General features: G+C 71.3%; 11 protein-coding genes. 3 read left to right on the top strand and 8 right to left on the bottom strand.

The features are described from left to right. Window positions 1-11: 11 nt before the first annotated feature. Window positions 12-989, bottom strand: a complete 978-nt coding sequence (locus AMIS_RS31870) for a protein kinase family protein (RefSeq protein ID WP_014446576.1) — start codon at window positions 987-989, stop codon at window positions 12-14. Beyond that, a complete protein-coding gene (locus AMIS_RS31865) occupies window positions 986-1738 on the bottom strand; it encodes an NUDIX hydrolase (protein WP_014446575.1) in 753 nt (250 codons plus the stop codon). Before AMIS_RS31865 ends, AMIS_RS31870 begins: the two co-directional genes overlap by 4 nt. A gap of 286 nt (window positions 1739-2024) precedes the next feature. Here AMIS_RS31865 and AMIS_RS31860 point away from each other — a divergent pair, with 286 nt between their 5' ends. After that, entirely contained in the window at window positions 2025-3905 is a 1881-nt protein-coding gene (locus AMIS_RS31860) for a hypothetical protein (RefSeq protein WP_014446574.1), read from the top strand. Between the two features lie 111 nt (window positions 3906-4016). Here AMIS_RS31860 and AMIS_RS31855 read toward each other — a convergent pair whose 3' ends face one another. Beyond that, complete coding sequence (locus AMIS_RS31855) at window positions 4017-4733, bottom strand: hypothetical protein (RefSeq protein WP_014446573.1); 717 nt, start codon at window positions 4731-4733, stop codon at window positions 4017-4019. A gap of 226 nt (window positions 4734-4959) precedes the next feature. Between AMIS_RS31855 and AMIS_RS31850 the strand changes: the two genes are divergently transcribed. Beyond that, on the top strand, window positions 4960-6816 hold the full coding sequence (locus tag AMIS_RS31850; protein WP_014446572.1) for a S8 family peptidase: 1857 nt from the start codon (window positions 4960-4962) through the stop codon (window positions 6814-6816). 3 nt (window positions 6817-6819) lie between these two features. On the opposite strand, the gene AMIS_RS31845 is transcribed toward AMIS_RS31850, so the two are convergent. After that, complete coding sequence (locus AMIS_RS31845; RefSeq protein ID WP_041830187.1) at window positions 6820-7581, bottom strand: hypothetical protein; 762 nt, start codon at window positions 7579-7581, stop codon at window positions 6820-6822. Between the two features lie 294 nt (window positions 7582-7875). On the opposite strand from AMIS_RS31845, the gene AMIS_RS31840 reads away from it, so the two are divergent. Then, window positions 7876-8106 carry a hypothetical protein gene (locus tag AMIS_RS31840; RefSeq protein WP_014446570.1) on the top strand — a complete coding sequence of 77 codons (231 nt, stop codon included), beginning with the start codon at window positions 7876-7878 and terminating at the stop codon, window positions 8104-8106. A 172-nt stretch (window positions 8107-8278) separates the two neighbouring features. Here AMIS_RS31840 and AMIS_RS31835 read toward each other — a convergent pair whose 3' ends face one another. The 4 genes from AMIS_RS31835 to AMIS_RS31820 are packed head-to-tail and all read right to left on the bottom strand — an operon-like array spanning window position 8279 to window position 13464. After that, the gene (locus tag AMIS_RS31835; RefSeq protein WP_014446569.1) at window positions 8279-9067 is read right to left on the bottom strand and encodes a class I SAM-dependent methyltransferase; all 789 of its coding nucleotides are present in this window, start codon (window positions 9065-9067) and stop codon (window positions 8279-8281) included. A gap of 14 nt (window positions 9068-9081) precedes the next feature. Beyond that, window positions 9082-10227 (bottom strand): VWA domain-containing protein, encoded by a 1146-nt coding sequence (locus AMIS_RS31830; RefSeq protein ID WP_014446568.1) that lies wholly within the window; start codon window positions 10225-10227, stop codon window positions 9082-9084. Beyond that, window positions 10224-12410 carry a DUF5682 family protein gene (locus tag AMIS_RS31825; RefSeq protein WP_014446567.1) on the bottom strand — a complete coding sequence of 729 codons (2187 nt, stop codon included), beginning with the start codon at window positions 12408-12410 and terminating at the stop codon, window positions 10224-10226. The genes AMIS_RS31830 and AMIS_RS31825 overlap by 4 nt, the downstream gene beginning before the upstream one ends. Further along, window positions 12403-13464, bottom strand: a complete 1062-nt coding sequence (locus AMIS_RS31820) for an ATP-binding protein (RefSeq protein WP_014446566.1) — start codon at window positions 13462-13464, stop codon at window positions 12403-12405. The genes AMIS_RS31825 and AMIS_RS31820 overlap by 8 nt, the downstream gene beginning before the upstream one ends. Window positions 13465-13524: the final 60 nt, after the last annotated feature.

Raw genomic sequence — 13524 nt, 5'->3', positions numbered from 1 at the left:
CACAAACTCCTTCAGTTCCGGTACCGCTCGGGGATCAGCTCGTCGAATTCGCCCAGCAGCGCCCAGGCGTCCTGGGGCCGCATCCGCGGCGCGTCGTAGCAGCAGCCTGCGGCGAACCGCCGCAGCGGTTCGGGCATCCTGGCCGGGCCGATGATCCGTGTCATCAAGCCGGTCGCCATGTAGATGTCGGTGGCCGGGCTCGCGGTCCTGTCGTGAAGCACCTCCGGCGGGTAGGCCGCCTCGCTTGCCTTCACTATCGCTCTCGGTCGATGCCCGGCATAGCACCAGTCGAGAAGGACCAGGCCGCGTCGCTCCGGATGGATCAGGACGTGACTCTCCAGCACGGCGCCGTGCACCACCCCGGCCCGATGCGCCCAGCCGATCGCGATCAGCAGCCGCCGCCAGATCCAGATCGCGTCCGGGATCGTGATCCGTCCCGCCTGGTCGAGCCGGAGCATGCCGCGCTGCCGTTCCACCACGTTGATCCGCCTGCGGCGTTTTGCCTGGTCCTCGTGGACGAAACTGTCGGTGAGGACCGGTGCGTAGGCGCGGAACCGCTTGTCGCCCCGGGTCTGAAGATCGTGGAGAGCCGCGGCCTCGGCCTCCATCAGATCGTTGTCCGCCGGGTCGCGCGGAATCTTCAGCAGGAGCGCGCCGTCCGCGTAGATCTCCGCGATGTCGCCGCTCGCGAAGACCGGACCGACCCGATATGTCGCGGTTTTCGTCCTGAGCGTCGCGCCGCCGTTGCCGGCTCCGCGTGCCCGGAGCGCCGAGAGCCGGGCGAAGGCCTCCGTCGCGGTTGCGCGCCGCTGCGCGCCGGCGGCGTCCGGGTGCACGATCTTGGCCAATTGACGGTACGAGTGACCGCCGCGCGCCAGCTCGCCGATGCTCGTGGCGGCCATGATCCGGGCGACCGCGTCGTCGAAGCTGGGCTGACCCATGTGCTCCGCCTGCCGGCGCCGTCTCTCCGCTCCCACCAGGGTGCTCATCGGACCCGGTCCTCGCGGGTCGGCCGGAGCAGCGCCGGGTGCAGCAGCGTCGCGTCACCGGCCCGGTAGAGCTTCGCTTTCGGCCCGCCGCGCTCGCCGCCCCGCGAGGTGGTCCGGCCGGTGCTCTCCACGAACCCCGGCACCGACAGCACCTTGCGGTGGAAGTTGCCGGCGTGCAGCTCCTCGCCCCAGACACAGCCGTAGACCTGGCGCAGCTCGCCGACGGTGAACTCCTCGGCGACGAACGCGGTGGCGAGCGGCGTGTACTCCAGTTTCGACCGGGCCCGCTCCAGGCCGTCGGCGAGCACGTCGTCGTGGTCGAACGCCAGATCCTTCGCCTCGTCGACCGGCACCCAGTATGCCCGCGCGGCGTCGCTGCCCGCCGTAGGCTCGGGCAGGCTCGGCGCGAACGCCAGGTAGGCGACGGACACGACCCGCATCCGGGGGTCGCGGCCGGGGTTCCCGTATGTCTTGAGCTGCTCCAGGTGCACCCGGTCGAGCTCGCCCCGCCCCGGCGTCAGCCCGGTCTCCTCGGCGAACTCCCGCAGCGCCGCGTCGTCGAGCGTCTCGGACTTGACGAAACCGCCGGGGAGCGCCCGCTGCCCGGCGAACGGCTGAGCGCCGCGCTCGACGAGCAGCACGCAGAGCGTGCCCGTGCGGATCGTCAGGGCGACAACGTCCACGGTGACCGCGACCGACGGGTATTTCCGCGGGTCGTAGCCGGCCAGGAAGCTCTCCTGATCCTCCATCGTCGCCTCCGCAAAGTATTTCTCAACCTGAGTATTACTCGAACTGAGAGCAACTTAGCGCGCGGAGATGCCGGATGTCAACGAGTGCCGTTGGTCTTCGGGCCGGGGAGGCGCTGCGGTGAGGGCAAAAGGGGCTTAACCCTTGCTCTACTCATATTCCTCACTTTAGCGATTATCCCTTATTTCCGGCGTTAGGCTGCCTTGCGAGATGGCCCTGTGCCGCGCAGGCCGCACGGGCCCTACCCATCCCTAGACGCGGTCCATCGCGACCGTAGGAGGACCTCGCATGCGCAAGTCCCTAGCACGATTCGGCTCACGGCCGCTCACTGCCGTGGCCGCTACTGCGGTGACCGCCGCCGCAGTGCTGACCGCGTCGCCGGCGTACGCCGCCGCCCTCACGGTCAGCCAGACGCAGTTGCCGATCTCCGGAGGCGCCACGCTGACCATCGCCGGCGGTACGGGTCTGGCGAGCACGCAGGGCATCCGTTTCGCCCCCGCGGCGGGAAGCTGCCCGGCTCAGTACGACACCGTGCTGGCGGGCACCGTGGAGGGTGGCCTGATCACCATGGTCTCCGGCAGTGGTGGCGCTGCGGCGACGGTCACCACGCCGGCTCTGCCCGCAGGCAGTTACAAGGTCTGCATCTACGCGAATGCCACAAGCGGCCTCTTGTACACGACCGACACGTTCGCCGGCACCGTCACCGCGGTGAACATGGGGCCGCTGAGCTCGTCCTCGGGTGTGGCCACCGACAAGATCACGCTCACTGCGCCCACCGGCATCTTCACGGCTGCGGCGTACAACACGGAATTCGTGCCGGCCACCACGTGTGCTGACAAGTACCAGACGGTGGCCAACGGCATCGTCACGGCCACCACGGCCAAGACCACGGGATCGACCGCCACCACGGTGCTGACCATCACGGTGCCGGCGTTGACGGCCGGAACCCAGTACGCCGTGTGCGTCTACGCGGGCAGCACGGCCAACACCAGCCTTCTCGCGGCCCGTGGCAACCAGCTCTTCGCGGCCTACGACAAGGCGAACCTGCCCGCGCCGACGCTGGTGGGAAGCAGCGGCAGCTCCGGAGTGGCCACGTCGATCACGATGAGCGTGCCCACCGACAAGGCTGTCTTCACCGGGACCCCGAACATCCTCGCCACCCGGAACGGCTGCCCCGGCAAGCGCCCCGCGAACGCTGCTCTCGGCGGTACGACCCGGTTCGAGCCGTGGGCGATCGTGCCTCAGAAGGTCACCAACAGCAAACTCGTCGTCTCGGTTCCGGCGAACGTGACGATCATGAACGGCGAGGCCACCACGCCGTGGAACCTCTGTGCCTATGCGAGCAACGCCACCGACGCCAACCTGATCGCGGCGCCGGCCGTCTACACGGTCGCACCCGCGCTGACGGTCTCGGGCGCTCAGTTCTCGGTCAATGGCGCCGCGGCATCCGGCACCGGCTCCGGTCCGGCCCGGGGCGGCTCCTCCATCACGATCACCGGACTGGTCGGCATTCCCACGGCCGAGGGCGCTCCCCTCAGCGCCAAGCTGGGCACCTCCGAGATCACCATCACGGACCACACCTCCACGTCGATCACCGGCACCACCAACGCGAACGCGCCGGGTGCGGTGAACCTGAGCGTGACCACGGCCGCCGGTACCCAGACGACAAGCACCAAGCCGTACACCTTCAACTACGGCATCAACGTCACGCCCAACTCGTCGCCCACTGATGTCGAGCAGATGATCGACATTCTGGGCGCCGGTTTCTCCGCGCTGGACTTCGAGGATGTCGGGTCCAGTGCACTGACCGATGACAAGGCCTACGTTCTCCTGACCACCAACGCGTGGAACGAGATCGACTGGGACGGCGACGCCGTCTCCGGCAACGCGAAGGCGCTGCCCGACACCACGAGCGACCCGGTCGCTCCGGTGAGCTACTGCAACAGCGTTCTTCCGATCAGCGACGAGGAGATCATCTGCACCCTCCAGCTGGACGAATCGATCACTGCGGTCAGTGCCAGCAACGTCCCGACGATCGGTGCTACGACCGAGGTGCCGCCGGGTGTCTACACGGTCACCGTCGTCAACAGCGCCAACGCTCTGGACGCCGACGAGAACAACTACTCGGTCGTGTCCAGCGGCTCCACCTTCACCGTTGCTCCGTTCTGATTCCGGTAGCCGCGACAAACGGCGGCGGCCCGAAGTTCATACTTCGGGCCGCCGCCTTGTTACATGCCTTCGCTTGCGTATGTGTTCCGTCGCACGGCAGGCCCGCGGCGGTCACCTCATCTGGCGCCATGCCTTCTGCAGGGCGTCGACCGCCTTGTCGGGGGAGGGATGGCCGCCGGGGTCGACGACGATGGCGAGCACGCTCTTCTCCGCGGTGGTCCGCCAGCACATCAGCAGGTTGTCCCGCTTCTTCGGGGTGGGGTTGGTGCTGAACCGGAAGGTCTGTGAGCACGGGATGTCCCGATGCTCGGTCACCCCGCCCGCGACGTAGCGCAGCTCTCGCTGGTCGGTCAGATCCCCGCGGGCCGTCACCACTCGGAGGATCCCGCCCTTCTTGAGGGAGCCCTTCTCGGTGACTTTGACGTCCTCGGCGGGTTTCACCACCTTGGGAACGATCGGACGCTGGACCGCGACGCCGTCCTCAGCCATCTTTCGCCGGGCCTCTTTGATCTCCTCGGCAACCGCCGACGGGATCGGCGCCGCGGAGGTCTCGGTGGCGCTGACGGTCGGTTCCGGGCTCGCCGTGGCCGGATCGGCCGACGGTGTGCCGGGTGTCTCGGCAGGCCCGCCGGGGAGAACGGTGACGGGTACCTCCCGCGCGGCGGTCCGGTCCGCGTCATTGACGATCCGGTCGGTCACCAGGTACGCACCGGCACCGAGAATCGCCGCTACCCCCGCGGTGCCGACGGCGAGCCGGTGGCGGCTCCAGCGGGATCGGGCCAGGGTCGTCGGGGGTCCGTCCGGTTGCCGGTCGTGATCTGTGCTCATCTCGAAGTCCCTCGTAGCTCGGCTGTACAGTTCGCCGTCGACGGGCGAATCTCGAACTTCCAGGCTTTCAAATCACCGGACAAACCGGGCTGAATCCAGCAAGCCGGGCCGGACAGTTTCCGGTCCACCGTGGCCGCCCGCAACCAGCTCGCACCTTCATGATCACTCCTTCGAACTCCTGATCGCCGATGGTGGAACTCGTCGCCATCACGGGAGGTAGGACTGTATGAAGGTTGAGCTGCGCCGGTACGCCGCCGGAGCCGTCGCCGCAGGTGCGCTCGCGGCCGTGGGCGTGGTCGCCCTGCCGGCCGGAACGAGCGACTTCGTGCCGGTCACCTACGGCCTCACCGAGGCGCCGGAGCAGATCGTGCCGGCCACCGTGAGCCCGACGCGGCCCGCCCGGGTCGTCAGCACGACGATCGACTCCGACGGCCGCCCGGTCGTCACCGTCACGGAGGCGACCAGCAAGAAGGCCGCCGTGAAGCTGGTGAAGAAGGCGCAGGAGGCGGAGAACGCGGTCGGCGTCGAGGTGGACGCGCCGGTGCACGCGCTCGGCATCCCCAGCGGCAGCGACACGTACCGGTCGCAGCAGTGGGACTTCACCAAGATGAACGTGGCGAACGCCTGGCAGCGGTCGACCGGTTCCGGCGTCACCGTCGCCGTGATCGACTCCGGGGTCGACGCCGCCCACCCGGACCTGGCCGCCAACACGCTGAGCGGCTACGACGCGATCGCCGACAAGGCGGGAGTCAGCACCGACGGCAACGGGCACGGCACGCACGTGGCGGGCACGATCGCGGCGGTCACCGGCAACGGCGTGGGCGTCTCGGCGGTCGCGCCGGACGTCAAGATTTTGCCGGTCAAGGTGCTCGACGCCAGCGGCAGCGGGTACATGTCGGACACCGCCGAGGGCATCGTCTGGGCCGCCGATCACGGCGCCCAGGTGATCAACATGTCGCTCGGCTCGACCGCCAAGGTCACCGCGGTGAGCAACGCCGTCGCGTACGCGCGGAGCAAGGGCGTCACCGTCGTCGCGGCGGCCGGCAACAGCCGTACCTCCGGGAGCCCGACCTCCTACCCGGCCGCCGACGAGGGCGTGATCGGGGTGGCGGCCACCGACGCGGGGGACCGGTACGCGTCGTACTCGAACGCCGGTAGTTATGTGGACGTCGCCGCCCCCGGCAGCGGCATCATCAGCACCTACCCGACCGCGCTCGGCATGTACGCGAACCTCGGCGGCACCTCGATGGCGTCACCGCACGTCGCCGCGGCGGCCGCGCTGCTGAAGAGCTACCGGTCGTCGCTGACCCCGGACCAGATCGAGTCGCTGCTGGAGAAGTCCGCGGTGGACCTCGGCGCCGCCGGGTTCGACAACGACTACGGGTACGGCCGGATCGACGCCGCGGCAGCGCTGGCCGCCGCCGGATCGTCCACCACCACCGCGCCGACGACCGCGCCGACCACACAGGCCCCGACCACCGCGCCGACCACTGCTCCCACCACCAAGGCCCCGGCGCCGACGCCGACCAAGACCACTCCGGCGCCGGTCGTCCTCACTCCGGTGATCACGGCGAACGTCAGTTCCAAGGACGTCAGCTACGGGTCGAGCACCGTCACCACGTTCACGGTGAAGGCCGGCGGCAAGGCCTTCGCGAAGAAGGCGGTCCAGGTCTGCGTCGCCGAGGGCGGCGCCGGATTCGCCTGCACCGACACCGTGACGACGGCCTCCGGCACGGTCGCGGTGAGCCAGAAGGCGACCGCCGCGTTCCAGTTGCAGCTCAAGGTGGCCGAGTCGGCGACGAACACGGCCGCCACCTCGGCCACGGTGAGTTACCGGGTCAAGGCCACGGTGAGCGCCGTCCGCGGCCTGAAGGGCTCGATGACCGTGACGATCACCGGGTTCGCCGGCCAGAACGTGCAGGTGCAGCAGCTCGTCGGCGCTGTCTGGACCGACGTGAGCAGCTTCGTCGCCCAGGCCGCCAAGACGCAGGTCACCGGTCTGACCGTCAAGCAGAAGTACCGCGTCGTCGTTCCGGAGACCGAGGGCATCCTCGGCGCGACGAGCGGGACCGTCACGGTCTGACGCTCAGCCGAGCTTGGCCCACTCCTTGCCGATGATCTTGACGCTGGACCGGGTCGGCGGCTCACCGGACGGGACGACCGCCATCGTGACCACGCTGCGCTCCTCGGAGGTGCGCCAGCACAGCAGCATGGTCGGGCGCGCGCTCTCCGGGACGCCGCCGGCGATCCGTACCTTGGTCGTGCACTTGACCCCCTGGCCCGCCGGCTTCCCCCGGTCGGCGGCCAGCTGGAGATCCCGCTCGCCGGTCAGGTCGCGCGGCGCGGAGACGATGCGGATCGTGCCGTTCTCCAGCAGTTCGGTGCGCTCGGACACCGGTCCCGCGGTCACGGTGGCCGCTCGGAGCCGGTCTTCCGACGCGGCGGAGGCGTCCGCCTCCGCCGCGCTCGGCGACGGGGAGGGCGTGGGGCTGATCTCGACGGCATCCGCCGGCTTGGTGGATTTCGCCGGGGTACGGGTCTCGCTCGGCTCCGCTTCGCCGGTCCGGCCGGGTTCGGCGTCGCCGGCCTCGTTCCCGGTGGGAGCGGAGGCCTGGGCCGAGCCGGTCAGCGGCGCCAGTGCCGCGGGCTCGGGGAGGCTCGGCTGCTCCGAGCTGTTCAGCTGGAGCACCAGGAAACCCGCGCCGGCCAGTACCGCGGTCGCCCCGGCGATCCCCACGATCGCCTGCTTGCGCCGGCGGTTCCGGCGTTCCGGGGTGTCGGCCACCGCTGAGGCGTACAGACCGCTGGTCACCGGTTCCTTCTCGTCCTCGCCGGCCATGTCGTCCACCTCCCGTTGATAAGCGAACCCCCATGCTCCCAAATACAGCCATATAACGTACGAAGTTTGACGAATCCCCCAGGACCGAGGGGTGGCTGTCGGATCGTGGTCAGCCCGGGCTGGTCCGGCCCTGGTGAGGGGTCCCCTGAAGGGGGAGTGGCGGCGACGGTGGTTGACCCCGTACCGGCTCGCCCCGCAAGGTGTGTGAACCACGGGTGCGATGGCGGCGGACCTGGACGCTCCCTCGTGCCCGGGTCTGCCGGAGGAGGGGCTCTTGCCTGATCACCTGGTTTGCGGCCGGTCATGTCCATGACCGGGGGCGAGGCGGAGCATGCGCCCGCCCAGCCGTCCTGGAAGTGCGAGTCCTGCGGCCTTCCCTGGCCCTGCCCGCCGGCCCGCGACAGGCTGACCCGCGAGAACGGCCGCGTCGAACTCGCCGTCCTGATGTGGGACTACATCGAGGAGGCGGCCCGCGACATGCCCCAGTCCCCGGCCTCGGAGTTGTTCGACCGCTTCCTCCGCTGGACCGACTGACCCGCCGCGAGCCGGCGCCCGACGGCGGGGCGCCGGCTTTCGCGTTTTCGTGGGGCACCGGCTTCGGGCTTTGGTGGGGCGCCGGCTTTCGCGCTTCGGTGGGGCGCCGGCTCTCGCGTTTTCGTGGGACGCCGGCTTCGGGCTTTGGCGGGGCGCCGACTTTCGGCAGGTGCTACCGCAGGCCGGCCACGGCCGCGTCGGTGCCGCCTCGCCAGATCACGCCGGCCTCGCGGAACCCGCCCGCCAGCAGCGCCTCGACGTGCCACGACGCGGGCGGCGTCCACTCCTCGCCGTGCTCCCGGGCCGGGTAGATCCGCTCCCGCTCGACGGCCTTCGGCGCGAGCTGCTCGTCGGCTGCGGCGCGGGCCCACCAGTCGGGCCACGAGGTGGACGCTCCGGACGCGTACCGTGCCTCGCGCTGCGCCCGCGCGTGATCGCGCAGCTTGACCGACAGCTCCGGCAGGCCCTCCTCGGGCATGTGGTCGGCGTTCGCGAAGACCCCGCCCGGCCGCAGCACCTCGCGGATCTCCGCGTAGAGTGCGCCCACCCGCTCGGCCGGCAGCCAGTGCAGCGCGGTCGCGGTCAGCACCGCGTCGAAGCCGTCGCGCACGGCGTCGTGGGGCAGCTTCGACCGCCACTCCGGGTCGCTCAGGTCGGCGTCCACGATGGTGGCCCGGTCGCGCAGCGACGATGCGGCGATGGTGAGCAGCACCGGATCCTGGTCGAGCACGGTGACCCGGGCGAGCGGGAAGCGGGCGAGGGCGCGCAGGCTGATCGACCCGGTCCCGCCGGCCAGGTCGAGCAGCCGCGGGGCGGCGCCGCCGGTCCCGGAGACGTCGCTGACCGCGGCGACGGCGTCCAGCATGGCCTCGAATCGGTGCTCGCGGTCCGGCAGGAACGCCTCCTGCTGCCGGTCCCAGCTCTCCTGCCAGATCGACGGGTTGCTCAAGTAAGCAGTCATGCCCCCTACGGTAGTTACTTCGCGGCAGCGAACGCCATCAGGTCCCGCTGTTCGATCGCGGCCGCCATCAGTTCCGGGAAGACGTCGGGAGTGCACGCGAACGCCGGCACCCCCAGGGCGGCGAGGGCCGCCGCGTTCTCGTGGTCGTAGGACGGCGCGCCCTCGTCGGAGAGCGCGAGCAGCACCACGACCTGAACACCCGCCGCCGTCATCTCGGCGACCCGGCGCAGCATCTCCTCCCGCACGCCACCCTCGTAGAGGTCGCTGATCAGCACGAGGATGCTGTCCCGCGGCCGGGTGATCAGCTGCTGGGAGTACGCCAGGGCCCGGTTGATGTCCGTCCCGCCGCCCAGCTGGGTGCCGAACAGCACCTCCACCGGGTCACTGAGCTGCTCGGTCAGGTCCACCACCGCGGTGTCGAAGACGACAAGCGACGTCCGCAGCGACCGCATCGACGCCAGCACCGCCGCGAACACCCCGGCGAACACCACCGACGACGCCATCGAGCCGGACTGGTCGACGCAGAGCACGACGTCCCGCTGCACCGCGGTGGTCCGCCGCCCGTACCCGATCAGGCGCTCCGGGATCAGCGTGCCGTGATCGGGCTGGTAGTGCTTGAGATTGGCGCGGATGGTCCGGTCCCAGTCGATGTCGGCGTGCCGGGGACGGGCGATCCGGGCCGCCCGGTTGAGCGCGCCGGACACCGCCGACCGGGTGCGCTGGGCGATCCGGCGTTCCAACTGCTCGACCACGGTACGCACGACCTGTCGCGCCGCCTCCTTCGTCGCGTCCGGCATCACCCGGTTCAGCGAGAGCAGCGTGCCGACCAGGTGCACGTCGGGTTCGACGGCGGCGAGCATCTCCGGTTCCAGCAGCAGCCGGGTCAGGTCGAGCCGCTCGATCGCGTCGGCCTGCATGACCTGGACGACGGTGCTCGGGAAGTACTCCCGGATGTCGCCGAGCCAGCGCGCCACTTTCGGCGCCGAGCTGCCCAGCCCGCCCGAGCGCTGCTGCCCGGACGAGCCGGCTTCGGCGGTGTCGTAGAGCGCCGCCATCGCCGCGTCCATCGCGCCGTCCCTGCCGGCGGCGGCCGCGCCGAGCGACTCATCGGCCGCCCCGCCGAGCACAAGCCGCCACCGCCGCTGCCGTTCGTCAGTCATCGCACCTCCAACTGTCGTCCCAGCAGCGCGGACAGTGTCGGCAGCACCATGGCTGCCCGCTCCCGGTCGATCGCCGCGACGGTCTTGGCGGCCGGCCCGCCGCCACCTCCACCGCCGGTGCCGCGCGCCACCCGCTCGCCGATCGCCTGCCGCTCCCCGGCGTCGAACCCGCCGAACGTCCGCCGCAGCAACGGCAGCACGTCCTCGAACGACTCCGCCGGGATGTCCGCCAGCCACTCGTCCACCAGCGACAGCAGTGCCTCGTCGTGCACCAGCAGCAACCCGCCGCCGGCCAGGAAGCCCTCCACCCAGGCCGCCGCGGACGCCGGTGACCCGCCCGCGGTCAGCGGCAGCCGCAGCCGCCGCCGCACCTCGGCGCCGTCCAGCCGCCCGGCGTCGAGCAGCAGCCGGGTGAGCCGTCCGGCCGGCAGGCCGTGCAGACCGGGCCGGGCCGCGAGCGCCGCGATCGTGGTGAGCCACAGCTCCCGCAACGCGTCGTCGCCGAGCAGCGCGACCGCCTGGTGCACGCCGTCCATGCCGTCGCGCAGCTGCTCCGCCGCGTCGTCGGAGAGCGAGCCCGCGGCCGCCGGCAACCCGGCGCAGATGCGTCCGAGCAGTCCCGCGGTGACGGCTGACAGACCGGAGACGTCGGTACGGCGGACATCCCCGTACCGGGAGGTGCGGGCCAGCGCCGGCAGCGCCGCCATCAGATGGTGCACGTCGGCGTCGAGCGCGGCCCGGGTGTCCAGGGCGGCGAGCACCCGGGGGTACGCGTCACCGAGATCCGCCAGCAGGCAGATCTCCACCAGCTCGGTGACCTCGGCCAGTGTGGTGGCGGCATCGGCCCGCCGGGTGACCCGTGCGGTCGCCGCCGAGGCGACAGTGGTGCCCCACATGCTCCCCTCGACGAGCCGGACCGCGAACTCGGGCTGCCAGCAGATCCGCCACTCCTCGCGGAACGTGCCGGTGCCCCGCCGGTTCGGCGTGCGCTCACCCCACGGCAGGTCCAGGGTCCGCAGCCGGTGCAGCAGCCGGCTGCGCCGCAGGTCGATCTCGCGCCGCAGGTCCAGGTCGAGGGCGCGCTCGGTGGGCTCCGGCCGCAGGCGCACCGATTTCTGCTCGGCGGCCAGGTCCCGCGCGAGCGGGACGGCAGGCATCGCGTCCGGCACCGCGCCGAGCCGCTCGCCGACGACCAGGCGGCGGGCGATCAGCTCGGTGCGCAACGGCTCGCCGTCGCACATCACCGCCTCCGCCGCCTCGGTGACCTCGGCCAGACCGGCGAGCGGCCGCCCGCGCAGGGTGGCGAGTGCCTCGGCGAGCCGGGTCGCCTCGATGACATGCGCCGACGACGTCGGAACCCCCTCGGCGCGCAGCACCCCGGCGGCGTCGACGAGCCAGCGCGGCACCACGTCGGAGGAGTGGGCGAACAGGTGGTGGTACCAGCCGGGCGAGCGCACCCCGGCGCCGTACCCCGACCAGGAGGCCAGCCGCCCGTAGGTCCACGGCACCCAGGTGAACGCCACCTTCGCCTTACGCCTGCCCTTGAGCAGCGCGGTGTCGTCCTTGACCGGGACCTTGCGGGCCAGCGCCGGCACGTGCCACGCGCCGCACACCACGGCGATGTCGTCGTGCCGGCGGCGCTCCGCCCGCAGCACCGACCGCATGTGGGCCTCCCGGAGCAGATCCGAGGGGTCGTCCTCGGCGGTCTCCCGGATCGCGGTCATCGCCTCCTCGATCGCTGCGAAGACCGGCACGCCGCGATGCTCGACCACGTCCTCCCACCAGCGTTCCGGATCGTCGTAACCGGCGGCGGCCGCCAGCTCACCGATCGGATCGACCGGCCGCCGGGCACGCTTCTCACGATCGAGGTCCGGTGTGTACGCGTACGGAAGGTCGAAGAAACGCACCGGAACGCCGCGCCGCACCGCCCATCGGATCGCCTGCCACTCCGGGGAGAAGACCGCGAACGGCCAGAACGCCGCCCGGGCGGGGTCGTCCACGGAGTATCCGAGGAGGGCCACCGGGGGCTGCAGACCGTCGTCGGCGGCCCAGCGCACCAGGTCGTCGGCCTCCGGCGGGCCCTCGATCAGCAACACGTCCGGCGGCTGCCGGTCGAGCTCGCGCACCACGGCACGGGCCGAACCCGGGCCGTGATGGCGGATGCCGTAGAGCCGTTCAGGCATCGCGGGCGGCCCGGTAGAAGTCCCGCCAGCCGTCGCGCTCGCGGACCACGGTCTCCAGGTACTCCCGCCAGACCACGCCGTCCGAGGCCGGGTCCTTGACCACTGCGCCGACGATGCCGGACGCCACGTCGGACGGGTGCAGCGTTCCGTCGCCGAAGTGGGCGGCGAGCGCCATCCCGCTCGTGATCACCGAGATCGCCTCCGCCGTGGAGAGCGTGCCGGTCGGCGATTTCAGCCTGGTGCGCCCGTCCTCGGTCGTCCCGCTGCGCAACTCGCGGAAGATGGTGACCACCCGGCGGATCTCCTCCAGCGCCTCCGGCACCTCGGGCAGCTCGAGCGAGCGACCCAGCTGCGCCACCCGCCGGGCGACGATCTCCACCTCGTCGTCGGCGCTGGCCGGCATCGGCAGCACGACCGTGTTGAACCGCCGCCGCAGCGCGCTGGAGAGCTCGTTGACACCCCGGTCCCGGTCGTTCGCCGTGGCGATCAGGTTGAAGCCGCGCTCCGCCTGCACCTCGGTGTTCAGCTCCGGGACCGGCAGCGTCTTCTCGGACAGAATGGTGATCAGCGCGTCCTGCACGTCGGACGGAACCCGGGTGAGCTCCTCCAGCCGGGCGATCGAGCCGCTCCGCATGGCCCGCATGATCGGGCTCGGCACCAGCGCCGCGTCGGTGGGACCGTCGGCGAGCAGGCGGGCGTAGTTCCACCCGTACCGGATGGACTCCTCGGCCGTGCCGGCCGTGCCCTGCACCAGCAGCGTGGAATCGCCGGAGATCGCCGCCGCCAGATGCTCGGAGACCCAGGTCTTCGCGGTACCCGGCACGCCGAGCAGCAGCAGCGCCCGGTCGGTGGCGAGCGTCGCGACGGCCACCTCGATCAGGCGGCGGGGCCCGACGTACTTCGGGGTGATCTTCGCGCCGTCCCCGAGCAGATAGGTGACCACGGCGTGCGGGGAGAGCCTCCAGCCCGGCGGCCGGTGCCGCTCGTCGGTGCCGGCGAGCAGGGCCAGTTCGTCGGCGTACTGGTCCTCGGCGTGCGGTCGCAGAGCAGTCACTGAACTTTTTTCAACGTGTCGAGGGGCCGTAGGTGCCGGCGCAGGAGGACGGCCCGGCTG

This window comes from Actinoplanes missouriensis 431 (assembly GCF_000284295.1).
Lineage (GTDB): Bacteria > Actinomycetota > Actinomycetes > Mycobacteriales > Micromonosporaceae > Actinoplanes > Actinoplanes missouriensis.
This window is presented reverse-complemented; position numbering and strand designations above follow the sequence as displayed.